Raw genomic sequence first — 22,011 nt, 5'->3', positions numbered from 1 at the left:
GGATCAGCGCCATCACCATGCACGTCTCCCGCACCACCCTGATCATCCGCCGCATCGGCGCCTGGCTGCTCGATACCCTGCTCGCCCTTGGCGCCTGGTTTGTGCTGGCCGTGCTCGGCTATGGCCGTGGCGAAGACGGCATGCTGCTGATGCAGCTGCTGTACTTCCCGGTATTTGAATACCTGATGCGCGGGCGAACCCCGGGCAAGCTGCTGCTGGGGCTGATGGTGATCAACCGCGCCGGCCAGCCGCCGAACCTGTTGCAGGCGCTGGTGCGCGGCATCACCCGGCCGTTCGAGGCCGCCTTTGGCCTGATCGTCATCTGGCTGTGCGCCGAGTCGCGCCATTGCCAGCGGCCCGGCGACTGGCTGGCGCGCACCTATGTGATCGACAGCCGCGACCTCAGGGTGCTGCGCCAGCAGGCAGGCACCGGCTAACTTACAAAGCCTCGTCGGCGTCCTCGTCTGCTTCGACTTCACGCTTGATGGCCATGCCGTTCATCAGCCCTATCACCCCCGCCACGTACAGCCCGGCCAGGCACATGATCACCGAGGGCTCGACGCCGAAGATCATCTGCGAGATACCCGCTATCGCCAACACCAGCAGGCCGCCGAAGACGTTGGTGTCGATGTTGTGGTGATTGAGCAAAAACGTGCCCAGCAACGCCAGGGCCACCAGGCTGAAGCAGATGGCGATGTAGGAGTAGGCCTTGAAATCCCAGATCAGAAAGACATTGATCGTCGAGGTGTAGTGGATGATGTAGCCGATCAGCGTGATGCAGCCAATGAAACCGAGGGCCACGGCGGTGCCCTTCCAGTTGCTGGTGTTGTGGTCCAAAACGTTCTTCCTTGAATGGGCAAAAATCGCCGGCCACTCTACCACCGATCCGCGGCAATGCCCCGCACGCTGCAGCACATCAACGAACTGGCGCTGATTTTCTGCCAGACTTGCAGCCTTCAGGTATCAGGATGACTGCATGAACCACGATCTGCTCTGGGTACTCGGCCTGCTGTTCAGCGCCGTGGCCCTGTTCATCGCCAACCGGCCACGCATGGACGTGGTCGCCCTGCTGGTGATCGTCGCCCTGCCGCTGCTGGGGATCATCAGCGTGCAGGAGGCCCTGGCCGGTTTCAGCGACCCCAACGTGGTGCTGATCGCCGCCCTGTTCGTGATCGGCGAAGGCCTGGTGCGCACCGGCATCGCCTACCGCATCGGCGAGTGGATGGCCGACCGCGCCGGCAACAGCGAAGCGCGGCTGATTGTCTTGCTGATGGTCTGCGTCGCCGGCCTGGGCTCGGTGATGAGCTCCACCGGGGTGGTGGCGATCTTCATTCCGGTGGTGTTGAGCATTGCCGCGCGCATGCAGGTCTCGCCCAGCCGGCTGATGATGCCGCTGGCCTTCGCCGGCTTGATCAGTGGCATGCTCAGCCTGGTGGCAACCCCGCCCAACGTGGTGGTGCACAGTGAGCTGGTGCGCCACGGCGAAAGCGGTTTCAGCTTCTTCAGCTTTACCCCGTTCGGCCTGGTGGTGCTGTTGCTGGGGGTTGGCTACATGCTCCTGACCCGCCACTGGCTGGGCGGTGAAGTGCGCAAGGACGGCAGCGCGCAAACCCGCCGCACCCTGCTCGACCTGATCATCGACTACAAGCTCGCCGGCCGCGAACGGCGCCTGCGCGTGCGCCCCGGTTCGCCCTTGATCGGCCACAGCCTGAGCGAACTGAAACTGCGCACCGAACACGGCGCCAGCGTGGTCGGCATCGAGCGCCAGCACAAGTTCACCACCCGCGTGCTCAGCCCCGATTCGAGCACCACGGTGCACGAAGGCGACGTGTTGCTGCTCGACCTGTTCGCGCCCAAGGACGACCTGCGCCGCCTGTGCCAGAGCATGCAGCTGGAACCGCTGCACTTCAAGGCTGCCTACTTCATCGACCAGTCCCAGGAAGTGGGCATGGCCGAAGTGGCGGTGCCGCCAGGCTCGCAATTGATCGGCAAGAGCCTGCTGGAGCTGACCTTCCGCAGCCGCTGGGGCCTCAACGTGGTCGGCCTGCGCCGCGACCAGAACGCCATCGAAGATCAACTGGTGGAAGAAAAACTCAAGCTTGGCGATACCCTGCTGGTGATTGGCACCTGGAAAGCCATTCGCCAGTTGCAGACCCAGCCGCGGGACTTCCTGGTACTGAGCCTGCCAGCGGAAATCGACAACGTCGCCCCGGCCGGCAACCGCGCGCCCTATGCGCTGATCAGCCTGGCGGTGATGGTCGGGCTGATGGTCAGCGGCGTGGTGCCCAACGTGATTGCCGCGCTGATCGGCTGCCTGCTGATGGGCGCCGGGCGTTGCATCGACATGAACAGCGCCTACCGCGCCATCCACTGGCAGAGCCTGGTGCTGATCGTCGGCATGCTGCCGTTCGCCCTGGCCCTGCAGAAAACCGGCGGCATCGCCCTGGCCGTGCACGGCCTGGTGCAGATGCTCGGCAGCGCCGGGCCCTATGTGATCCTCGCCAGCCTGTTCGCCATCACCGCGATCATCGGCCTGTTCATCTCCAACACCGCCACCGCGGTACTGATGGCGCCGGTGGCGGTGACCACCGCCGAGCAACTGGGCGCCTCGCCCTACCCCTTTGCGATGATCGTCGCCCTGGCCGCCTCGGCGGCGTTCATGACCCCGGTATCGTCGCCGGTCAACACCCTGGTGCTCGGCCCCGGCCAGTATCGCTTCGGCGATTTCGTCAAGGTCGGGGTGCCGTTCACCCTGCTGGTGATGGTGGTCAGCGTGATCATGGTGCCTTGGCTGTTTGCCCTGTGACGGCGCCGCGCTTCTGCGCCTGGAGGGTTTCGGCGGCCTGGCGCCAGTCCCGCGCCCAGCCATCAAGGACCACCTTGAGGTTGTCGGCGGTCATCACCTGATCGTCGTTCTCCAGCGGCAGGCCGGTGCCCTTGCGCACCACTTCGGCAACCACCGCACGGCTGCCGCCGTCGAGGAACGCCGCCTCGGTGGCGATCACGCTGTCCAGGTCGCGAATACCGACGGCGCTGCTGACCCCGGCGGCGACCAGGGTCACCGGCAGGTATTCATAGTAGTGCAGCGCCTGGGTATGGGCGCCCACCGAGGTGATCGCCGGGCGGATGATCAAGGTGTGCGGACCGGGCTCCGAGACCAGCTTCAGGACCTTGCCCAGCTCGCGCTTGAGCGCCGCGTCGTAATAGCCGGTGACCGCCGTCAGGGTGGTCGCGGGGATGCGTTGGCTGGCTTCAGGCTTGGGGTAGAACTGGCTCGGGGCAATGTACACCTGGCTGTAGCGCTCCATGCGCAGCTTGGGGCTGACCCAGCGCAGCACGGCGTCGCCGGAAGCGGTCTTGTGTTCGCTCAGCTGGTCGTAGTTGCGCAAAAAGCCCGAGTACTCCTTGGGGCTGACCTTGTTCTGGCTGCAACCGGCCAGCAGCAGCGAGGCGCTCAACAGCGGTACGATCAATTGTTTGCGCATGTTCAGCCTCCGAAGCCATCGTTGGCCGGGCGCGGCGTGCTGCTAGAACGGTCCACGTGCAGCTCGCCGTGGCTCATGATCCAGTGCACCAGTTCGACCAGGGGGATCTTGTAGCTGTACTCCATCCACTGGTTGCTGGTCGGGCTGTAGCGCTCGAAGTAGTGGCTGAGGAGCATGTGCCTACCATCGCTGGACAAGCCCAGGCGCGAGTCCTGGTAGCTGAGCAGCGCGTTGCGCCACATGTCCTGGGTGCGCAGGTCGAGGGTCAGCGACTGGTTGCTGTCAAAGTCTTGGGTCGGGTGGGTGGCCGGCATGGAATACTCCCTTGAGTGAACTGGCCACAGCCTGCCCCAGGGCTTTTGCTGGCTGATGTCCGCTTTGTGTCGGCCTTGCAGGAATGTTACGAGATTGAAATAAATGACCGGCAACGCAGAATGGTTTTAGATACGCACTTTTCACGGCCCGTGGACCACAACGTGAGCAGACTGCTGATCGTCGATGACGACCTGGAAATTTGTGCCCTGCTGAAGAAGTTCTTTGTCCGCCACGGCTATGACGTCGACCTGGCCGGCAACGGCGAGGCCATGTGGGCGGCGATCGAACAGCAGCGCCCGGACATCATCATCCTCGACCTGATGCTGCCCGGCGAAGGCGGCCTGAGCCTGTGCCAGAAACTGCGCGCCAACACCGGCATCCCGATCATCATGCTGACCGCCATGGACGAGCTCAGTGACCGCATCGTCGGCCTGGAGCTGGGCGCCGACGACTACCTGGGCAAGCCCTTCGACGCCCGCGAACTGCTCGCCCGCCTGCGCGCGGTGCAGCGCCGGGCCGGTGAGCAACTGCGCCCGACAAACGAGGAAAGCCGCCCGCTGATTCATTTCGACCACTGGCAACTGGACGTCACCCGCCGCGAGCTGCGCACCCCCGACGGGGTGATGGTGCCGCTGTCGGCCGGTGAGTTCGACCTGTTGCTAGTGTTCCTCGAACACCCGCAGCGCATCCTCACTCGCGAGCAGTTGATCGATCTGGCCCGCGGCCAGGGCCACGAGGCGTTCGACCGCAGCATCGACGTGCAGGTCAGCCGCCTGCGGCGCAAGATCGAACCCGACAGCAAGCGCCCGGAGCTGATCCGCACCGTGCGCAATGGCGGTTACCTGTTCAGCGCCAAGGTCAGCCGCTCGTGATCCGCCTCGACCTGCGCCGCGACAGCATCAGCCGGCGCATCGCCCTGACCATCATCGCGGCGATGCTGACCTCGGTGGCGCTCAATGTGCTGTTCGTGCAAATGGCCGGGGTCTGGGCGCGCCCGCCGTTGACCCAGACCGGCCTGCTGGAACAGATCGCCGTCACCACCCGCACCCTCGAAGCGGCGCCACCGGAACTGCGCGCGACCCTGGCCAACGCCGCCAGCAACCCGCTGCTCGAGGTGCAGTGGAGCCGCCAGCGCGCCGACCTGCAACTGCCCGGGCCGGGCGCACGGATTACCCTCGAAGAAGCCCCGCCGCTGCAGCGCCTGCTGGCCGACAGCCCACGCCAGCTTGAGGGTTTCCAGCCCAGTGACTGGCCGGCGGACAGCGCCGACGCCCATTACAAACTGGTCATGCAGATCAGCGATGGCAGCTGGCTGGCCTTCACCCCACCCTATCGCAGCTGGGGCCTGAGCTCGGCCATGCGCTTTACCATCATCGGCGTGCTGGCCCTGGTTGCCGCGCTGCTGGTGGCCTGGGTCGGCACCCGCCAGCTGGCCGGCCCGCTGCAGCGCTTCGCCCGGGCGGCGCGGCGCTTTGGCAGCGATTTTCGCGCACCGCCCATCCGCCTCGAAGGCCCGCATGAATGGCGCCAGGCGATCACTGCCTTCAACACCATGCAGGCGCAGATCCAGCACTTCGTCGCCGAGCGTACGCAGATGCTCGCCGCCATCTCCCACGACTTGCGCGCGCCCTTGACGCGCATGCGCCTGCGCGGCGAGTTCATCGACGACCCCGAGCAACAGCGCAAGCTGTTTCGTGACGTCGATGAAATGCAGAGCATGATCAATGCCGCGCTGGGGTTTTTCCGCGACGAAACCCGGCTGGAAGAAACCACCCCGTTCGACCTCGCCGAATTGCTGCAAACCCTGATCGACGACTACCGCGACCAGCAGATCGACATCGCCTTTGAAGGCCCGGCCAACCTGGTGTTCCATGGCCGGCCGCTGGGTTTGAAGCGCGCCGTGACCAACCTGGTGGAAAATGCCCTGAAGTACGCCCGCGAGCCCGAAGTGCAGTTGAGCCGCGGCGCCCAGGCCGTCGTCATCGAAATCCGCGACCGCGGCCCGGGCATTGCCGAGGCCTCGCTGGAACAGGTGTTCATGCCGTTCTTTCGCCTCGAGTCCTCGCGCAACCGTGATACCGGTGGGGTTGGCCTGGGGCTGTCGTCGGCGCGCTCGGCAGTGCGTGAACAAGGCGGCGAACTGCTCCTGAGCAACCGCCAGGGCGGTGGCTTGGTGGCGCGTATCGAGTTGCCACGATGAGAAAATGGCGCCTGCCCCGGCTGCAATGGCGTCACCTGGCTCTTGCTCTGTACCTGCTGAGCCTGGTGCTCCCGGCGGTGCACAGCGAGGAGCACAACTGGCTGCGCGAGGAGTACAGCCACACCATCAATTCCGGCTTCATTGCTTGCATCCTGGGCTTGCCGGCGATGCTGTTCGGCTACTTCGCCTGGCTGGCGAACCCCTTGTTCCTGGCGGCCTACCGCACCCGCAGCGACAGGCGCCGGTTGATCTATGCCGTGCTGGCGTTGCTGGCCGGGTTGTCGCTGCAGTGGCAACGGGTGAGCCTGTATGACGAGGACGGTCAGTTCACCGTTACCGGGTACACCTATGGGTATTACGTCTGGTTGCTGTCCTTTGTATGGTTGGGTGTTTGCGGCGCCAGGCGAGCAGGCGCCAGGTGATGTGCTAACAGCCTGATCAAGACAGTTGCTCCCACAATAGATCTGCATACACCGGACCTGTAGGAGCGGGCCTTGCCCCGCGATCGAGCGCGAAGCGGTCGCAATCCAGGCGCTAGCTGATGTGCTGACTGCACCGGCCTCATCGCGGGTCAAGCCCGCTCCCACAATAGATCTGCATACACCGGACCTGTAGGACGCTGGCAAAGCCCCACAGTGGAGCTGTGTCCGCTGGACCAGTGGCTGCCAAGACAGAGGCAGGTTGCCCGTCTCAGCGTTGCAGCGACTCCAAGGTCAAGCCAGCCAGGTAGGCCACCTTCGGGTCAGCATCATTGAGGCATTCCTGCAGCGCGATCAGGGCCGCTTTCAGCTTGCGCTTGCCCAGTCGACGGTTGTCGAGCACACAGGCGGCATGGCGACGAATGGCGACATGCTCGCCCCCCAGGCCGCGCAGCGCTTCGTCGATATCGCTGTTGCTGATGGTGCAGTAGCTGGAGCCCGGCTTGATCACCTCCTCGGCGTCCGCTGCGCACTGCGGGTAACGCTGCAGCAGGGTTTCCAGCGGCCGGTAGTCAAGTACCGGCGCCTGCGCGCCCTGATCCCGAAAGGCCCGAAGATTGGCGCAGCAACCCGCCACCGCCAAGCTCGCCAGCGCTGCGTCATCAGCCTGCGCCAGCAACCAGTCGAAATCGCCCAGGTAACCCAGCGCGTTGGCGCTCCACCTGCGCGTGCTCGGCTCTGTGCCGCTGGCCACTTGCAAGCGCAGCGCCGCGATTGCCGCCGGGTCGGCGACCCCGGCAAGGCCCAGGAGCATCGCCGCCCGCCAGCGCTCCGGGCCCTTGTGCAGCATCTGCACCAGCGCCGCCGTGGCACTGGCACCCCGGGCAATCAGCCAGCGGCAGGCCTCTTCAGCGTCAATCGGCATAGGACGGACAAGGCAGCGCAGGTAGTAACTCACCTGCTCTTGCTCTGTCAGCGCGGCAACCCGACGACGCTCCTGGCCGGTGGCGTCCTGTTCGGGGAAGTGCAGCAGAAACTGGCGCGGCGTCAGGCTTTTGGCCGCAAGCTGCGGCCCACCGCATTCATCATGGAAGAACACGATGAAGTCCTTGGCCAGCCGTGGGTCTTTAGCGTAAATGCGGTTAAGCGCCTTGGCAGCGCGCGCCACGGTCTGCACAAACCGCTGCTCGGCCGCCGTCCAGGCATCCGGCCCGGCGCGATTGGCGTAGGCTTGCATCGGCGCTTCGAGGGCACTCAGGGTGGGGTTGGCGTAATCGTCCAGCATCCAGTCCCAGCGCCAGTCCGCCGGGTTCCACTGCACGCCCCAGAAGCCCTCCTGCTTGCGCCGCGGATGATCCTCCTCCAGCGCCGCCAGGCTGTTGGCGGCAAACGACGGCAGGTCGATGACCCGCTCCTCTTCGCGGTAGCTGGCATGGAAGGCGGCGCCATACAGCGGCCCGACACCTTCAGCGAGCAGCGCCTCCAGGGTGGCCCGGGCCGACTCGACCAGGCTGTTTTCCAGGGCTTTCCAGTCCATGCTTCAGCGCACCACTTGCCGCGGGCGTTGCGGGCGCAAAAAATAGCCCATGAAGAACGCGATCATCACCAGCATCGCGCCCAGGTCGGTATTGCCGCCAGGCCCGACGAACTGGAACAACCCGGTACCCATGACAATCCCGGAGGTAACACACAGGACAAACCACACAGCTTTCTTGAGAAACTTCACGATCGATCGACATCCCTGCCAGAAAAAACAAAAGCCCGACCGAGGTCAGGCTTGAAGGCGGCCAACTTGGCGCAGATGCGGGCGTCTGTCAACTGCGCGGTTGCTAACCGCCATCGGTGTCAATGTCGGCGTCCTTGCGCGGTTTGTCTTCGGGCTTGGACTTGAAGTCCGGGCTGTAGTCGTTGTCCCGGGCGGCCTGGTCGGGCCGGGGCTGGTTAGGCGCCTTGGCCGGCCCGGTCGGGTCGACCTGCGGATCATCGAGGTCCGGCGAGTCAGGATCGAAGCCCAGTTCATCGGGTTTAGTGGCGTGTTCAGACGAATGCGGGCCGCTGTCGCTGTGCTTGTTCATGTAGTCCTCCTGATCGCGCCTCCAGAAACCAGAGGCATGCTATTGAGAGGCCGGCGCGAACCAATCGTGCGATCGGATCTGATCAGTGGCCCGCGTCACGCGGGAAGGTTACGGTAAAGGTGGTGCCCGCCTTCTTCGATGAATTCACCACCACCTCGCCACCATGGGCGTGGACGATCTCGCGCACGATAAACAAACCAAGGCCGACGCTGCGCAGTTCGGCGTTGTCGTGGCTGCCGCGGATCATCGGCTCAAACAGGTTTTCCAGCAGCTCCGGCGGGATCGGCGTACCTCGGTTGTGCACCGCCAGCACCACCCGCTCGTCCTCGAACCGCGAACTGACGATGACCTCGCTGCCGGTCGCACCATAGGCCATGGCGTTGGCCACCAGGTTGCCGACCAGTTGGTAGAGCCGGTCGCTGTCGGCGATGAACTCGCCGTCGCCCACCACCTGATGAACCAGGCGATGGTCGGGAAACACCAGGCGCAGCTCTTCAAGGCATTGGCCAATCAGTTCGTGCAGGCGCACCGGCTGCACACTCACGGCAATGCCGCGCCCGACCTGCACCAGGGTGAAATCGAGCAAGTCGGCCACCAGGCGCTGCGCGCGATCGGCCGAATGGGTGATATGGCCCAGCACCTGGGTCTGCTTGGCATCCAGCAGGCCGCGGCCGAGCAGGTCGGCGGCCATCTTGATCGCCGCCAGGGGGTTGCGCAGGTCGTGGCTGACGATGCCGACCATCTGTTCGGCAAACAGCGCACGGTTTTCGGTGGCGGCATGCATGACCCGCAACTTGCCCTGGGCGATGTCCAGCGCCCGGCGGGTTTTCAGGTGCTTGGCCAGGTGCTGCTCGGCGAGCATCCGCGCGTTGAGCAGCGCCCGCTCGTAGCGCGGGCGGCCTTCGGCCTTGAACAGCGCCAGTTCATGAAAAACCCCACTGTCGTGCTCGCAACTGATGGCGCTGAGCATCATCGGCAAGGTGTAGCCGTCATGGTGCAGCAGGTCGAACTTGACATCGACCACCAAACCCTGGATTTGCAGCAGCGGCAACCAATAGGCCTGGTGGAACGTACGCGCATCCAGGCTCATCAGGCTTTGAATGGGGCGGCCCAGCAGTTCGTCGCGGCGATAGCCGATCCAGCGACAGAAGGTCAGGTTGACCCGCTCGATCTCGCCATTTTCGGCGGTCAACAGCAAACCGCAATCAGCATCGTCGAAGAGGATCTGCGACGCGGGAAGCGGCTGGTTCTCTGCAGGCATGGCGGCACCGACCCGGAGCGGGATGTGGCAGGCAAGACAGACAAATCGAAAAAATTATAGACCCTGCCCGGCCTTAACGACGGCTTAACCACCGCAGATTTATCCTCCAATTCCTCCCTTCAGAACGTTTGGCCCACCTCGGTGGGCCTTTTTTGTTGCGGCAAATTACAACGCTCATGGGAAACAAAATCCCGAAAACACAGTCTGAGTTTGTACCTTCCCTACCGCCCTGCGGATCAAGGACCCTCAGTGCTGAAACAGCTGACGCAAATCGCCGTGATCACCAGCGTACTGGCCGCCTCCGGCTGCTATTACCACGATTACGACCGCGACGATTACCGCCGTGGCGACCGTGACCATCGCTACTCCCGCGACTGGGACGACCGCGACGATCACGACCATCGCAACTACAAGCGCTACCGCGATGACGACCGCTACCGCAACTACGACCATGACCGGCGTCGCGACCGTGACGACGATGATGACGACTGATCTGCCTGCTGTTCCCATAACCCCCGTATTTCCTGAGGCTAACAACATGCGTATCTCATTACCTGCATTGACGCTGGGTATCCTGCTCTCCCAGGGCGCCATGGCTGCCGGCGACGGCACCGCCGCCATTGGTGGTGGCCTGGGCGGGGCGTTGGGTAACGTGGTCGGCCAGCAGATCGGCGGCAGCACCGGCGCGGCCATTGGCGCCGGCGTCGGTGGCGCCGCCGGTAGCGCGGTCGGCGCACGCAAGGGCAACCGCACCGAAGCGGCGATCGGCGGCGGCCTGGGTTCGGCTGGTGGCTCGGTGATCGGCAACCAGGTGGGCGGGCGCACCGGCTCGACCATCGGCGCCGGCCTCGGTGGCGCGGCCGGCGGCGCCCTGGGCAACAACATCGCCGACGATAACCGTCACGATTCCAGCGGGCATAAACACAAGCACAAGCGTAAGCACAAACACCGCTGAGTAAGAAAGGCCCGCACAATGCGGGCCTTTTTCATAAGTGGACCAGGCCATTCACTCCAACATCGCCCGAGGCCAGCCCAGAATCTGCTTCTGCCGCGGCTTGGCGTAGGTGCGCACCTTCGAGGTACTCAGTTTCAGGCGCACCAGCGACTCTGCCAGCGCCACCGCCGCCGTCACCCCATCGACCACCGGCACCCCGGTACGCGCCTGGATCCGCTCCTCCAGCCCGACCATGCCGCCACAACCCAGGCAAATCACCTCGGCCTTGTCGACCTTCACCGCCTCTTCGGCCTCACGCACCACCGACTCGATGGCCCGCTGCGGATCTTCTTCAAGCTCCAGCACCGCCAGGCCACTGGCGCGCACCGAGGCGCAGCGGCTGTCCAGCCCGGCCAGCTTCAGGCGGTCTTCGATCAGCGGCACGGTACGGTCCAGGGTGGTCACCACCGAATAACGATGGCCTAGCAGCATCGCCACGCTGGCCGCCGCCTCGGTGATGTCCACCACCGGTACATTGAGCAGCTCCTGCAGGCCTTCGCGGCCATGTTCGCCGTAACCGGCCTGGATCACCGCATCGAACGGCTGGTCGTAGCTGAGCACCCGCTCCATCACGGCCACCGCCGCCAGGTAACTTTCAAAATTACCCTCCACCGATTCGGCGCCAAAGCGCGGGGTCAGGCCGACGATCTCGGTGCCCGGCGAGGCCACGCTGCGCGCCTGGCGGGCGATGGCGTCGGTGATCGACTGCGTGGTGTTGACGTTTACGACCAGAATTCTCATTGCGGTATTCCTTGTGCAGAACTCAGTGCTGGGCGCTGTCGACGGCAAAGTGCTCGCCGGAACAGTCCACGTAATGTTTGTTGCGATCAGAGATCAGGTAGTACACGCCGCCGGCAATGGCGGCGCCGAAGAACCAGGAGAACGGCGTCAGGGCGCTGAAGGCCGGTACCAGCGACAGCACCACAGCGGCAATGGCCGAGGGCACCAGGGCGGCGACTGCCTTGTAGTTGACCCCGCGGGTGTAGTGATAGGTGCCGCTGGCCGCTTCGCTGTAGAGGTCGGGCACGTGCACCTGGGCTTTGCGGATCAGCCAGTAGTCAACCATGATGATCCCGTACAGCGGCCCCAGCAGCGCGCCCAGGCCGGAAAGGAAGTAGACGATCACCAGTGGGCTGTTGTAGAGGTTCCAGGGCAGGATCAGCACCGCCAGGGTGGCGCTGATCAAGCCTGCGCGGCGAAAGTTCAGGCGGCGTGGCGCCAGGCTCGAGAGCACGAAGGCCGGGGCGACGAAGTTGGCCATGATGTTCACCGCCACGGTGACGATCAGGAACGCCAGGCAACCGAGCACCAGGAAGACCTTGTCGGGGATCGCCGCGACAATCTGGGTCGGGCTGTCGATCACCCGGCCATCGATGCTGAACTGCGCTCCGGCCAGCACAAAGCTGATCACCGCGAACACCAGGATGTTCACCGGCAGGCCCCAGAAGTTGCCGACGCGGATGGTCTTGCGGCACGGCGCGGAACGGGCGAAGTCGCAGAAATTGAGGATCAGCGTGCCGTAAATCGCCAGCCACAGCGCGCCACCGGCAAACACCTGGGTCCACATCGTCCAGCCGGTCAGCGGCTCGCCGACCGACCAGGCCAGGTTGCCGTCGACCCGCAGGTACATCCAGATCGCCAGGATCAGCACGGTGGAAAGAATCACCGGCCCGGCGAAGGACTCGTACTTGCGCACCATCTCCATGCCGAAGGTAAGGATCACCAGCTGCACCAGCCAGATGGCGATAAAACTCGCCCAGCCAAGGCTCGACAGGCCGAGGATCGCGTCCTGATCGAAGCGTGCGAGGTCCGGCGACACCGCCACCAGCAGCACCCGCAGCACCACCGAGGCCAGGTAGGTCTGGATGCCGAACCAGGCGATGGCGATCACCGCGCGGATGATCGCCGGCAACTGCGCGCCATAAATGCCGAAACTCATGCGGCTGATCACCGGGAACGGCACCCCGGTTTTCTGCCCCATGTAGCCCGAAAGGTTCATGAAGAAGTACACCAGCACGGCGCCGATGCTCAGCGCCGCAAGCATCTGCCAACCGGACAATCCGAGGGCAAACAGGCCCATGGCGAAGGAATAGTTGGCGATGTTGTGCACATCGTTGGTCCACAAGGCAAAGATGCTGTAGCCGCCCCAGCGCCGGCCTTCGGCCTTGGTTGGCGCGAGGTCGGCATTGTGCAGCCTGGGGCTCAGCGCCCCCGGCTCGAGCGGCGCGGCCTGCGGCGGCAGGTAGGCAGTTTGCAGCGGGTTGGAAGTATCCAGTTGCATGTTCCCCGGGCTCCTTCTGCAGCCCCTGAGTCAGGGTGTTGCAGCGAATTATTGTTGGATTTGAAGAGTGGGACCGCAGTGTTGGCGCTGCCCTGCGCCGATGCATACAAAGATTGCATACAATTTTTGTCTAACGATTTTCGACGAACAATATGTGTGCCAGATGGGTGGCGAAGTGGTTGAACGTGCATCCTGTAAACACATTTAAATTATTGATTTTTATAGAATTAATTTTTCAACTGAACACTCGAAAAGCGAATAAACCTGATCAAGTGGTCAATCGCCTACAGCGTTACGGTGAGAAAACCAGTAACGCTACGGCTAGTTTTTGTATCCATAAATTTGCTACTCAAGTACACACTTGTGTATTCATGAGCTGTCGCAGGTCAAGCCCGCTCCTACAGCTCGATGCGATTTCTGTAGGCGCGGGCTTGACCCGCGATGAGGTCATCAGTGGTGCACAGCAGCCCTCATTTACGGCATGCTTATAAGGTCAAGGCATATCGGAGCTGGTAATGACGGAAAAACACCCCGCATCGACGGTAGAGCGCGTCTACCAAGGGGTTCACGAGGCCATCAGAAAACGCACCCTGCGCCCCGGCATGAAGCTGGGCGAGTCGTCGTTGGCCGAGCTGTTCAAGGTCAGCCGCACCTCGGTGCGCGCCGCCCTCAAGCAACTGGAAGCCGACGGCCTGGTGTCCACCGAGCTGAACAAGGGCGCGTGGGTCTCGCTGCCCAGCGACGATGACATCCGCTCGGTGTTCGAAACCCGCCGGCTGATCGAAATCGGCATCGTCACCGAGCTGTGCCGCCGCGCAGATCCGGCCATCCTCGCCCCGCTGCACCAGCACGTGGCCGCCGAAGAAGCCGCTGCCGACGCCGGCGACCATGGCCGCTATGTCCACCTGCTGGGCGAATTCCACCTGCGCCTGGCCGAGGTACTCGACAACCCGGTACTGCTCGACTGGTTCCGCAAGCTGATCGAGCGCGGCTCGCTGTACGCCTCGACCCTGGATGACGAGCGCCACGAAGCCTGTCGCGGCAACGAGCACCTGCGCCTGCTGGGCTTTATCGAAGCCGGTGACCAGGCCGCCGCCATCGAGCTGGTCTGCACTCACCTGCGCGGTATCGAAGAGGCGATTCTCAAGGCCACGCAAACGCTCAAGGCCGACTATCACCCGCTCAAGCACCTGCTGGGCTGAGCCCGCCCCAAGCCCGGGGTTCGCATTCAGAAAACCACTGCAACCGATTCCAATATTTAATTTGTGGATAGGTGCGGTCTTTCTATAGGGTGTGAATCAGTAGCAGGCAAAGGGCTGGAAAATGATCGATCGTGTATTCGTCAACGCTGTTGCTGCCGATGGCAGCCCGCTCAACCTTGCGGTTGCCGACGGGCGCATTGTCAGCCTGGGCAGCGAACGTGCGCCCAGCGCAGGTGCCGAGGTCGTCGACCTGGCCGGCCACCTGGTGCTGCCCGGCCTGATCGACGGCCACATTCACCTGGACAAGAGTTTTGTCGGCGATCGCTGGCACCCGCATCAAGCGGTGGGCAGCCTGCGTGAGCGCCTGGCCATCGAAAAACGCGAACTGGCCGCTGCCCCACCGATGCTCGAACGTGCCGAGGCGCTGATTCGCCAGGCAGTAGCGTTCGGCACCGTGGCCATGCGCAGCCATGTCGACGTCGACGCCACCACCGGCCTGCGCAACCTGCAGGCGGTGCTGGAGGCGCGGGAGAAATGGCGTGGCATCGTCGATATCGAACTGGTGGCCTTCCCTCAAGCCGGGGTGATGTCCTGCCCTGGCACTGCGCAGGTACTGGAAGCGGCAATTCGTGAAGGCGCCGACGTGATCGGCGGCATCGACCCGACCACCCTCGACGGCGACGCCGACGGTCAGCTCGATGTGGTCTTCGGCATTGCCGAGCGCCATGCGGTGAAGATCGACATCCACCTGCACGAGCCCGGCCTGCAAGGCATCGAACAACTGCAACGGATCGCCGCCCGCACCCGCGCCGCTGGCCTCAATGGCCGCGTTGCGGTCAGCCACGCCTATGCCCTGGGCCAGGTCGACGACGACGTCGTGGCGCGTACCGCTACCACCCTCGCCGAGGCCGGGGTAGCGATCATGACCAACGCTCCGGGCGATCATGGCTTCCCGCCGATCTTGCGCCTGCGCGCCGCCGGGGTGAACGTGTTCGCCGGCAACGACAATATCCGCGATGCCTGGTGGCCCTACGGCAACGCCGACATGCTCCAGCGCGCCATGCTGATCGGCTACCGCTCGGGCTTCTACAGTGATGAAGATTTGAACGTAGCGCTGGCCCTGGCCACCACCGCCGGTGCGGCAGTGCTGGGCAAAAGCGACTACGGTCTGAAGGTCGGCAATGAAGCGACTTTTATCGTGCTCAAGGCCGACAACGGCGCCGCTGCGGTCGCCGCCGCACCTGCCGAGCGCCGCCTGGTGCGCCGCGGCCAGTTGGTGCCGGCAGCGCCGGCCCTGCAGTTCGAGGTCCGCGCCCGCTAACAAACAGGTTTCTGCCGGCTTGCGCCGCAGAGAAAGACAATCGCCCACGGGCGATGCAACACAAAACCCCAGAACAACAACGACAGAAGGTGTTCCATGTCGAAGTCCAATTACTACGCTCCCCACGGCGGCCATCCGGCGCAGACCGAACTGCTGACCGACCGTGCCATGTTCACCGAGGCCTACGCGGTCATCCCCAAAGGCGTGATGCGTGACATCGTCACCAGCCACCTGCCGTTCTGGGACAAGATGCGCATGTGGGTCATCGCCCGCCCGCTGACCGGCTTCTCCGAGACCTTCTCGCAGTACATCGTCGAAGTGGCGCCAGAAGGCGGCAGCGAGCGCCCTGAGCTGGACAAGAACGCCGAAGCGGTATTGTTCGTGGTCGAAGGTGAAATCGACATCACCCTGCAAGGCAAGCCGTACACCCTCAAGGAAGGCGGCTACGCTTTCATTCCACCGGCCGCCGAGTGGAGCCTGCGCAACAACAGTGGCAAGAACGTCACCTTCCACTGGATCCGCAAGCACTACCAGGTGGTTGAAGGCCTGGCCCTGCCGGAAGCGTTCGTCACCAACGAAAAAGACATCGAGCCGATCCCGATGCCGGGTACCGACGGCGCCTGGGTCACCACCCGCTTCGTCGACATGGCCGACATGCGTCACGACATGCACGTCAACATTGTCACCTTCCAGCCGGGCGGCGTGATTCCGTTCGCTGAAACCCACGTCATGGAGCACGGCCTGTACGTGCTCGAAGGTAAAGCCGTTTACCGCCTGAACCAGGACTGGGTCGAAGTCGAGGCCGGTGACTTCATGTGGCTGCGCGCCTTCTGCCCGCAAGCTTGCTACTCCGGCGGCCCGGGCCCGTTCCGCTACCTGCTGTACAAGGATGTAAACCGTCACATGAACCTGGTGCTCAATCCGCAGCGCTAAGTTTCACGGTTGCATTGAAAGTCCCGCAGGCCTCACGGCTTGCGGGATTTTTTGTTTCAGGGCCGGGTCAATCAGCTGGCCGGCTTCCAGGCGCCCTGCTCTGCCGCGTCGCGGAATTTGGCCCGGTTGGCCGGGGTGTCGGCCGGTTCCGACTCGCCGAAAATAGCCTTGAGCCAATGGCCGTCAGTGGGGTTGGGGAAGATGATGTACTGGCCGCCAAACTTGCTGCGGCTGGCGTCCACCAGCTGCGCACGCTGCTCGACCTTGTCGACGTAGAAGCTGCGCTCGAAGTCGTTGAGGTTATCACCGAGCATTAGCAGCACGTTGTACTGCTCGGCGATCTTGTGCTGGGCCGGCTCCTTGTTCGAGCTTTCACGCAGGATGGTCACGTGGGCTTCGTCGGCATACGGCACCTTGAGCGCGCGCAGGTTGTTGAGCGCGTACTCGTAGGTCTTGTCGCCCTGGTCGCGGCTGGAGACGTAGAAGATCTCCACGCCGCGCGACTTGGCATACTCAAGAAACTCCAGCGCCCCCGGGGTCAGGGTCGGGCCATTGGCGGCGACCCAGCGGTCCCACACCGCGTCATCGAAGAACTCCTTGTCCTGGCCGATCAGAAAGCCCCAGTAGGTGTTGCTGCTGAGGATGGTGTCGTCGATATCGCTGATGATCGCAGGCTTCTTGTCGCCCGGCTTCTGCTGGGCCAGGGCCTGGTCCAGGCGCGCCTTGGCGACGTTGAAACCCTGGTAGTACAGGGCGCGGAACTCGGCCGCGGTCTGGCGCCAGGCCACTGCATCGACCAGCAGGTTGGAGCGTACGGTGGTTTCGGGGGTGGTGGCTTGCGCGTGAACCAGAGGGGTGGCCAGCAACAGCAAGGCCAGAGAGATCGCGTTCTTGAGCTGAGGCATTCGGGGCGTTCCTTGTGATCTCCCGCTCTTGGGCGGCGGGAGTCGGCTACTCATACCGCACGCAGGCAGGCGCCACAATCGCCGCGACGCGCAGGCGCAACAATGTGGCGCACCCGCGCATCTTGGCCGGTTTCAGGCCGCCACCACAGGCTCAACCCTGGGGGCTGAACAGCACCCGCTTGAAGGCTTCGGCGGCCAGGTGCACCTGCACCGACCAGTCGTCTGCGGCGTCGCTGCCAGCGTCATCGGAAATGTACTTAAGGCACAGGAAGGGAATGTCTTCGTTGCGGGCGATCAGCGCCAGCACGTAGGCCTCCATGTCGACGATGTCGTACGGGGCAGCGCCGTGACTGATTTCAAAGCTGTCACCGCTGCCGCAAATGCCCAGCGGCAAGCCCGCAACGCGCTGGCCATGCTCAAGCAGCACCGGGATGTCGGAGAGCGGCGTCTCGTAGCGGGCAAAACCCAGCGGCGTGACGTCCATGTCGCGCTGCACGAAGCCCGTGCAGCACACCAGCGCGCCCTTGCCATGGCCGGCGCTGCCGGCCGAACCGAGGTTGACGATCAGTTTGGGCTTGCGTTGCTGGATGGCCTTGGTCAGGGCAATGGCGGCGTTGACCTTGCCGATGCCGGTGAACAGCGTGTTCATCTCGGTAAACAGCTCGCCGGCCTCCGCCTCGAGGGCGAAGACGAACAGGGTGTCGGCCAGGGAAATATCGGGAAATTGCTGGGTCAGCATCATGGAGCGAAGATTCCGAATGGGCTGCAGATCGGCCATCAGCATAGCCCAAGGCGCAGTTCAAGGCAGCCGGATGCTGACAATGCAACACCGGCTCGGCTAGCATGCCGCTGAAAACCGGCGCTGGCCGGTTGGCCACACGGCCATGAGCGGAGAGCGATACCCTTGCTGCTGAGCATCCCGACCCTGTTGCTGGTGGCCATTTTCATCTTTGCCCTGATGGGCCTGCTGACCCTGCACGCCTGGAGCCGCGGCGTGCGCGAGCGAACCCTCGGCTACCTGGGCAGCATGCTGTTGCTCGCCGCTGGCGGTACGGCGCTGATCAGCCTGCGCGGCAACGCCCCGGACTTCATCGCCCTGGTGCTGGGCAACATGGTGCTGCTGCTCAGCGCCGCGTTGAACTGGGCCAGCATGCGCGCGTTCAGCGGACGCCCGGCGCACCTGCCGGGGATTTTCGCTGGCGCCCTGTTCTGGTTTACCTGGTCGCTGACGCCAGGCTTTACCGATGACCTGGGCCTGCGCGTGACGGTCTATTCCATGCTCACTGCCTGCTACGGCTGCCTGGCGGTGCTTGAGCTATGGCGCGACCGCAAGCGCCTGGAAGTCGCCTACCTGCCAACCCTGCTCCTGCTGCTGGGCCACAGCGGCTTCTACTGCGTGCGCAGCTTCGCCGACCATGGCGTATCGCTGGAACAGGCGATCGCCAGCGACGGCCACGGCACCGGGTTTTTCTCGTTCATGCTGTTCGAGTCGATGCTCTACGCCATCGGCATCGCCTACGTGACCCTGGCCATGGTCCGCGAACGCACCGAGCTCAAGTTCAAGGCTGCCGCCTACACCGACCCGCTGACCGACATCGGCAACCGCCGCGCCTTCATGTCGCGCGGTGCCGAACTGCTGGCCGACTGCGCCCGGCGTGGCGAGCCGGTGAGCCTGCTGCTGTGCGACCTCGATCATTTCAAGCGCCTCAATGATGTCTACGGCCACCAGACCGGCGACCAGGCGCTGATCGCCTTCAGCCAGGTGACCCGCCTGAGCGTGCGCGAGGAAGATGTCTTCGCCCGTATCGGCGGCGAAGAGTTCGCCTGCCTGCTGGCCAACACCGACGAGCACTCGGCGCTGCGCGTGGCCCGGCGCATCTGCAGCAGCTTTTATGAATTGCCGCTGCTTGAGCCCGGGCTGCTCAGCGTCAGCATCGGCATCGTCGGCGCCAGCCGCCCGGGCGAGCACGACCTGTCGCGCCTGCTGTCGATGGCCGACAACGCCCTGTACGCGGCCAAGCGCCAGGGCCGCAACCGCGTCCAGCTGTACCGCCCTGCCGCGCAGCCTGCCGATACGCTGTGAGCGCGGCGAAACCGCCCTACTCGCTGGCCAGGGTGCGCGCCAGTTCCGCGGCCAGTTCCTTGACCATGGCATCGGCGGTCGGCCGATGAATGATCGCCACTTCCATGGCATCGATCGACGGCAAGCCGTGTTCCGAAGTCAGCTTTAAATGCTCGGCGGTAACCGCCCGCAGCGGCAGCAGGCTGATGCCCATGCCGTTGGCCACCGCCGCCTGCAGGCCGCTGAGGCTGGAGCTGGTGAAACTGATGCGCCAACGGCGGCCCATGCGCTCGATGGCGCCGATCATGTCGTCGCGGTACAGGCCGCGCGGCGGAAAGGTCACCAGCGGCACCGGGTCCTGGTCGAAGGCCGGGTTCTTGGCGCTGTCGATCCATTGCAGCTTCTCGGGCCAGCAGGCCACCGCCTCACGGCTGTTGCGCCGCTGCTTGAGCAAAATCAGGTCGAGCTCGCCGTTGTCATAGCTGGCGCTGAGGTCGCGGCACAGGCCGCTGGTGACCTCCAGCTTGACCTGCGGATGCTTGCGGTTGAAGGTCGAGAGCAAATGGGTGGTGCGCCCGGCGGCAAAGTCTTCCGGCACGCCCAGGCGCACGGTCACCGCCACCGTGGCGCCCGACATCGCCTCAAGCATCTCGTCGTTGTAGGCGAGCATCTGCCGGGCGTAACCGAGCAGCGTCTGCCCGGCGTCGGTGGCCAGCACGTCGCGGTTGCCGCGCTCGAGCAGCTTGTGCCCGACCATCTCCTCCAGCCGCCTGACCTTCTGGCTGACCGTCGACTGGGTTGAATGCAGGCGCGCCGCCGCCGTGGTGAAGCTGCCGCAGTCGCTGACCATCACCACCGCGCGCAACAGGTCAAGATCAAACAGCGGCCTATTCGATTTTTCACTGACAGACATGCTTTTATTTAACTTCTAAATAAGGAGCCCGACTTTTAACATGGCCCGACCCTGCGAGCAATCGCCCACCAGGAGGTACTGCCATGCTCCTTGAGCGCCTGTCCACCCACCTTGCAATGGTGTTTGCCATGCTCACATCGCTGACTGCCAGTGCCGACGGCGGCACCCTCGAAAACCAACTGCGCAGCGCCGCCGAAAACGGCCAGGCCGCCCAGGTACGCAACCTGCTCGACCAGGGCGCTGTGCTGGAAGCCCGCGACAAAATGGGCCGCACACCACTGCTGCTGGCCACCCACAACAACCAGATCGACGCCGCCAAAGTGCTGATCGACGCCGGCGCCGACGTCAACGCCAAGGACTCGATCGAAGACAGCCCCTACCTGTACGCCGGCGCCCGTGGCCACAACGACATTCTCAAACTGACCCTGGCCCACGGCGCCGACCTGAAAAGCACCAACCGCTACGGCGGCACCGCACTGATACCGGCAGCCGAACGCGGCCACGTCGAAACAGTGCGTCTGCTGATCGCCGCAGGCGTTGCCGTCGACCACGTCAACAAACTGCACTGGACCGCCCTGCTCGAAGCCATCATCCTCGGCGACGGCGGCCAGCGGCATGTCGAGATCGTGCGTGAGCTGATCAAGGCCGGCGCCGATGTAAACCTTGCCGACGGCAAAGGCGTAACCCCGCTGCAACATGCGCGGCAGCGGGGCTACAAAGAAATGCAGACTCTATTGGAACAAGCCGGCGCCCGCGCTTAACTGCTCTCCAGCAAGCGATCGAGCAACCACAACCCCGCCGGCCCCGGCGGGGTCAGCTTCGACCAGGCCACATCCACTGCAATCGGCCGCGGCCAGCCGCGCAGCTTGAGCTCGGTGAGCTGCCCATGGCCGTACTGACGGACCAGGCCGTGGGGCAACTCGGCCCAGCCAAAGCCCTCCTCGGTCATCTCCAGCAGCATCAGATAATCCGGCGCCGACCACACCCGCCCCTGGGGTTTGTTGACACTGTCGGTGTAGGTATTCAAATACAACTGCCGATGCCCGGCCAGGTGCGCCTGGGTCGGCTGCGCAAGCTGCGCCAAGGGGTGGCTGCTGGCGACGAAAATGCCCATCTGCGCCTGCGCCGCCAAGCGCGTCGCGGCCACATCCGCCGGGTAGCCGGGTTGCGCCGCGAGCATGCCCAGATGTGCGCGGCCGCTCTGCAGCAGGTTCAGCACGTCGCCCGCCTCGGCGATCATGCATTCCAGCTCGATGTCCTGATAGCGCTGCTCGAACAGCTGCATCACCCGGTTGTCCGGGTTGAGCTGATGCATATCGGAAAACACAATGGTCAGCCGCGGCTCGACCTTGTCCGCCAGGCGAATGCTCAACTGGTCGAGGCGCTCGCTGGCGGCGAGGATCTCCTGCACATGGCCGAGCACCTTGCGCCCAGCTTCGGTGAGCAGCGGTTGCCGGGCCTGGCGGTCGAACAGGGTAACGCCAAGGTCAGCTTCGAGGTTGGCGATGGCGGCGCTGACGGTGGATTGGCTTTTGCGCAGCTTGCGCGCGGCGGCGGAGAACGAGCCGAGGGCGGCGGCTTCGACGAAAGCTTGCAGGGCTTCTGGGGAGTAGCGCATTGGAGGTATCGTTTTTTTCGATGCTGG

25 protein-coding genes are annotated in these 22,011 nt (G+C 64.2%); 12 read left to right on the top strand and 13 right to left on the bottom strand.

The features are described from left to right. Positions 1-17 precede the first annotated feature (17 nt). Positions 18-437: an RDD family protein gene (locus tag LOY34_RS10385; RefSeq protein WP_195883692.1), complete on the top strand. Its 420-nt coding sequence runs from the start codon at positions 18-20 to the stop codon at positions 435-437. A gap of 1 nt (position 438) precedes the next feature. Here the strand turns inward: LOY34_RS10385 and LOY34_RS10380 are convergent, their stop codons facing one another. After that, positions 439-837, bottom strand: a complete 399-nt coding sequence (locus LOY34_RS10380) for a hypothetical protein (protein ID WP_195883691.1) — start codon at positions 835-837, stop codon at positions 439-441. A gap of 139 nt (positions 838-976) precedes the next feature. Here LOY34_RS10380 and LOY34_RS10375 point away from each other — a divergent pair, with 139 nt between their 5' ends. Continuing rightward, positions 977-2,806, top strand: coding sequence for an SLC13 family permease (locus tag LOY34_RS10375; RefSeq protein ID WP_195883690.1), 1,830 nt, complete (start codon positions 977-979; stop codon positions 2,804-2,806). Here LOY34_RS10375 and LOY34_RS10370 read toward each other — a convergent pair. Next, complete coding sequence (locus LOY34_RS10370) at positions 2,778-3,485, bottom strand: DUF3313 domain-containing protein (protein ID WP_195883689.1); 708 nt, start codon at positions 3,483-3,485, stop codon at positions 2,778-2,780. The two genes, LOY34_RS10375 and LOY34_RS10370, sit on opposite strands and share 29 nt — an antisense overlap. A 2-nt stretch (positions 3,486-3,487) precedes the next feature. Continuing rightward, positions 3,488-3,799 (bottom strand): hypothetical protein, encoded by a 312-nt coding sequence (locus LOY34_RS10365; protein ID WP_195883688.1) that lies wholly within the window; start codon positions 3,797-3,799, stop codon positions 3,488-3,490. Between the two features lie 120 nt (positions 3,800-3,919). On the opposite strand from LOY34_RS10365, the gene LOY34_RS10360 reads away from it, so the two are divergent. From LOY34_RS10360 to LOY34_RS10350, 3 genes are read left to right on the top strand one after another with little or no spacing between them, the layout of a single operon-like run. Beyond that, positions 3,920-4,672, top strand: a complete 753-nt coding sequence (locus tag LOY34_RS10360; RefSeq protein WP_156160233.1) for a response regulator — start codon at positions 3,920-3,922, stop codon at positions 4,670-4,672. Continuing rightward, a complete protein-coding gene (locus LOY34_RS10355) occupies positions 4,669-6,000 on the top strand; it encodes a cell wall metabolism sensor histidine kinase WalK (protein WP_195883687.1) in 1,332 nt (443 codons plus the stop codon). The genes LOY34_RS10360 and LOY34_RS10355 overlap by 4 nt, the downstream gene beginning before the upstream one ends. Beyond that, positions 5,997-6,422, top strand: a complete 426-nt coding sequence (locus tag LOY34_RS10350; protein ID WP_195883686.1) for a hypothetical protein — start codon at positions 5,997-5,999, stop codon at positions 6,420-6,422. Before LOY34_RS10355 ends, LOY34_RS10350 begins: the two co-directional genes overlap by 4 nt. A 268-nt stretch (positions 6,423-6,690) precedes the next feature. Here LOY34_RS10350 and LOY34_RS10345 read toward each other — a convergent pair whose 3' ends face one another. From LOY34_RS10345 to LOY34_RS10330, 4 genes are all read right to left on the bottom strand, one after another. Further along, positions 6,691-7,956: a DUF4303 domain-containing protein gene (locus tag LOY34_RS10345; protein WP_195883685.1), complete on the bottom strand. Its 1,266-nt coding sequence runs from the start codon at positions 7,954-7,956 to the stop codon at positions 6,691-6,693. A 3-nt stretch (positions 7,957-7,959) separates the two neighbouring features. Further along, positions 7,960-8,145: a hypothetical protein gene (locus LOY34_RS10340; RefSeq protein ID WP_143013292.1), complete on the bottom strand. Its 186-nt coding sequence runs from the start codon at positions 8,143-8,145 to the stop codon at positions 7,960-7,962. 103 nt (positions 8,146-8,248) lie between these two features. Further along, the gene (locus tag LOY34_RS10335; protein WP_195886043.1) at positions 8,249-8,494 is read right to left on the bottom strand and encodes a DUF6021 family protein; all 246 of its coding nucleotides are present in this window, start codon (positions 8,492-8,494) and stop codon (positions 8,249-8,251) included. Between the two features lie 82 nt (positions 8,495-8,576). After that, positions 8,577-9,755: a PAS domain-containing sensor histidine kinase gene (locus LOY34_RS10330; RefSeq protein ID WP_258664717.1), complete on the bottom strand. Its 1,179-nt coding sequence runs from the start codon at positions 9,753-9,755 to the stop codon at positions 8,577-8,579. A gap of 249 nt (positions 9,756-10,004) precedes the next feature. Between LOY34_RS10330 and LOY34_RS10325 the strand changes: the two genes are divergently transcribed. Further along, positions 10,005-10,247, top strand: a complete 243-nt coding sequence (locus LOY34_RS10325) for a hypothetical protein (RefSeq protein WP_052676555.1) — start codon at positions 10,005-10,007, stop codon at positions 10,245-10,247. Positions 10,248-10,293: 46 nt separating this feature from the next. Next, entirely contained in the window at positions 10,294-10,710 is a 417-nt protein-coding gene (locus LOY34_RS10320) for a glycine zipper domain-containing protein (protein ID WP_093384495.1), read from the top strand. A 51-nt stretch (positions 10,711-10,761) separates the two neighbouring features. Here LOY34_RS10320 and LOY34_RS10315 read toward each other — a convergent pair whose 3' ends face one another. Together LOY34_RS10315 and LOY34_RS10310 are read right to left on the bottom strand one after the other, a co-directional pair. Then, a complete protein-coding gene (locus LOY34_RS10315; protein ID WP_045201231.1) occupies positions 10,762-11,490 on the bottom strand; it encodes an aspartate/glutamate racemase family protein in 729 nt (242 codons plus the stop codon). 22 nt (positions 11,491-11,512) lie between these two features. Next, entirely contained in the window at positions 11,513-13,030 is a 1,518-nt protein-coding gene (locus LOY34_RS10310; RefSeq protein ID WP_195883683.1) for an NCS1 family nucleobase:cation symporter-1, read from the bottom strand. A gap of 515 nt (positions 13,031-13,545) precedes the next feature. Between LOY34_RS10310 and LOY34_RS10305 the strand changes: the two genes are divergently transcribed. The 3 genes from LOY34_RS10305 (at position 13,546) to LOY34_RS10295 (ending at position 16,486) form a co-directional block, all read left to right on the top strand. Beyond that, on the top strand, positions 13,546-14,232 hold the full coding sequence (locus LOY34_RS10305) for a GntR family transcriptional regulator (protein WP_045201229.1): 687 nt from the start codon (positions 13,546-13,548) through the stop codon (positions 14,230-14,232). A 121-nt stretch (positions 14,233-14,353) separates the two neighbouring features. Further along, a complete protein-coding gene (locus LOY34_RS10300; protein ID WP_195883682.1) occupies positions 14,354-15,553 on the top strand; it encodes an amidohydrolase family protein in 1,200 nt (399 codons plus the stop codon). A 96-nt stretch (positions 15,554-15,649) separates the two neighbouring features. After that, a complete protein-coding gene (locus LOY34_RS10295; RefSeq protein WP_195883681.1) occupies positions 15,650-16,486 on the top strand; it encodes a bifunctional allantoicase/(S)-ureidoglycine aminohydrolase in 837 nt (278 codons plus the stop codon). A gap of 71 nt (positions 16,487-16,557) precedes the next feature. Here the strand turns inward: LOY34_RS10295 and LOY34_RS10290 are convergent, their stop codons facing one another. Continuing rightward, positions 16,558-17,391 carry a 5'-nucleotidase, lipoprotein e(P4) family gene (locus LOY34_RS10290; RefSeq protein ID WP_195883680.1) on the bottom strand — a complete coding sequence of 278 codons (834 nt, stop codon included), beginning with the start codon at positions 17,389-17,391 and terminating at the stop codon, positions 16,558-16,560. Positions 17,392-17,542: 151 nt separating this feature from the next. Then, positions 17,543-18,133: a nucleosidase gene (locus tag LOY34_RS10285; protein WP_195883679.1), complete on the bottom strand. Its 591-nt coding sequence runs from the start codon at positions 18,131-18,133 to the stop codon at positions 17,543-17,545. Between the two features lie 162 nt (positions 18,134-18,295). Here LOY34_RS10285 and LOY34_RS10280 point away from each other — a divergent pair, with 162 nt between their 5' ends. Continuing rightward, positions 18,296-19,474 carry a diguanylate cyclase gene (locus LOY34_RS10280; RefSeq protein WP_045201225.1) on the top strand — a complete coding sequence of 393 codons (1,179 nt, stop codon included), beginning with the start codon at positions 18,296-18,298 and terminating at the stop codon, positions 19,472-19,474. A gap of 16 nt (positions 19,475-19,490) precedes the next feature. Here LOY34_RS10280 and LOY34_RS10275 read toward each other — a convergent pair whose 3' ends face one another. Continuing rightward, entirely contained in the window at positions 19,491-20,366 is an 876-nt protein-coding gene (locus tag LOY34_RS10275; RefSeq protein WP_045201224.1) for a LysR substrate-binding domain-containing protein, read from the bottom strand. A gap of 128 nt (positions 20,367-20,494) precedes the next feature. Between LOY34_RS10275 and LOY34_RS10270 the strand changes: the two genes are divergently transcribed. Then, complete coding sequence (locus LOY34_RS10270) at positions 20,495-21,127, top strand: ankyrin repeat domain-containing protein (RefSeq protein ID WP_408980914.1); 633 nt, start codon at positions 20,495-20,497, stop codon at positions 21,125-21,127. Here the strand turns inward: LOY34_RS10270 and LOY34_RS10265 are convergent. Continuing rightward, the gene (locus LOY34_RS10265; protein ID WP_045201220.1) at positions 21,124-21,984 is read right to left on the bottom strand and encodes a LysR family transcriptional regulator; all 861 of its coding nucleotides are present in this window, start codon (positions 21,982-21,984) and stop codon (positions 21,124-21,126) included. The genes LOY34_RS10270 and LOY34_RS10265 overlap by 4 nt on opposite strands. Positions 21,985-22,011 lie beyond the last annotated feature (27 nt).

This window comes from Pseudomonas sp. B21-009 (genome assembly GCF_024749345.1).
Classification (GTDB): Bacteria; Pseudomonadota; Gammaproteobacteria; order Pseudomonadales; family Pseudomonadaceae; genus Aquipseudomonas.
The sequence above is the reverse complement of the archived record's forward strand: the minus strand, read 5'-3'. Positions and strand labels throughout refer to the sequence as shown.

Excerpts from the sequence above, each read along its gene's own strand:
- LOY34_RS10385 (WP_195883692.1), top strand. The coding sequence starts at position 18 with ATGCACGTCTCCCGCACCACCCTGATCATCCGCCGCATCGGCGCCTGG.
- LOY34_RS10375 (WP_195883690.1), top strand. The coding sequence starts at position 977 with ATGAACCACGATCTGCTCTGGGTACTCGGCCTGCTGTTCAGCGCCGTG.
- LOY34_RS10370 (WP_195883689.1), bottom strand. The coding sequence starts at position 3,485 with ATGCGCAAACAATTGATCGTACCGCTGTTGAGCGCCTCGCTGCTGCTG.
- LOY34_RS10365 (WP_195883688.1), bottom strand. The coding sequence starts at position 3,799 with ATGCCGGCCACCCACCCGACCCAAGACTTTGACAGCAACCAGTCGCTG.
- LOY34_RS10360 (WP_156160233.1), top strand. The coding sequence starts at position 3,920 with ATGGTTTTAGATACGCACTTTTCACGGCCCGTGGACCACAACGTGAGC.
- LOY34_RS10350 (WP_195883686.1), top strand. The coding sequence starts at position 5,997 with ATGAGAAAATGGCGCCTGCCCCGGCTGCAATGGCGTCACCTGGCTCTT.
- LOY34_RS10345 (WP_195883685.1), bottom strand. The coding sequence starts at position 7,956 with ATGGACTGGAAAGCCCTGGAAAACAGCCTGGTCGAGTCGGCCCGGGCC.
- LOY34_RS10335 (WP_195886043.1), bottom strand. The coding sequence starts at position 8,494 with ATGAACAAGCACAGCGACAGCGGCCCGCATTCGTCTGAACACGCCACT.
- LOY34_RS10330 (WP_258664717.1), bottom strand. The coding sequence starts at position 9,755 with ATGCCTGCAGAGAACCAGCCGCTTCCCGCGTCGCAGATCCTCTTCGAC.
- LOY34_RS10320 (WP_093384495.1), top strand. The coding sequence starts at position 10,294 with ATGCGTATCTCATTACCTGCATTGACGCTGGGTATCCTGCTCTCCCAG.
- LOY34_RS10315 (WP_045201231.1), bottom strand. The coding sequence starts at position 11,490 with ATGAGAATTCTGGTCGTAAACGTCAACACCACGCAGTCGATCACCGAC.
- LOY34_RS10310 (WP_195883683.1), bottom strand. The coding sequence starts at position 13,030 with ATGCAACTGGATACTTCCAACCCGCTGCAAACTGCCTACCTGCCGCCG.
- LOY34_RS10305 (WP_045201229.1), top strand. The coding sequence starts at position 13,546 with ATGACGGAAAAACACCCCGCATCGACGGTAGAGCGCGTCTACCAAGGG.
- LOY34_RS10300 (WP_195883682.1), top strand. The coding sequence starts at position 14,354 with ATGATCGATCGTGTATTCGTCAACGCTGTTGCTGCCGATGGCAGCCCG.
- LOY34_RS10295 (WP_195883681.1), top strand. The coding sequence starts at position 15,650 with ATGTCGAAGTCCAATTACTACGCTCCCCACGGCGGCCATCCGGCGCAG.
- LOY34_RS10290 (WP_195883680.1), bottom strand. The coding sequence starts at position 17,391 with ATGCCTCAGCTCAAGAACGCGATCTCTCTGGCCTTGCTGTTGCTGGCC.
- LOY34_RS10285 (WP_195883679.1), bottom strand. The coding sequence starts at position 18,133 with ATGATGCTGACCCAGCAATTTCCCGATATTTCCCTGGCCGACACCCTG.
- LOY34_RS10275 (WP_045201224.1), bottom strand. The coding sequence starts at position 20,366 with ATGTCTGTCAGTGAAAAATCGAATAGGCCGCTGTTTGATCTTGACCTG.
- LOY34_RS10270 (WP_408980914.1), top strand. The coding sequence starts at position 20,495 with ATGCTCACATCGCTGACTGCCAGTGCCGACGGCGGCACCCTCGAAAAC.
- LOY34_RS10265 (WP_045201220.1), bottom strand. The coding sequence starts at position 21,984 with ATGCGCTACTCCCCAGAAGCCCTGCAAGCTTTCGTCGAAGCCGCCGCC.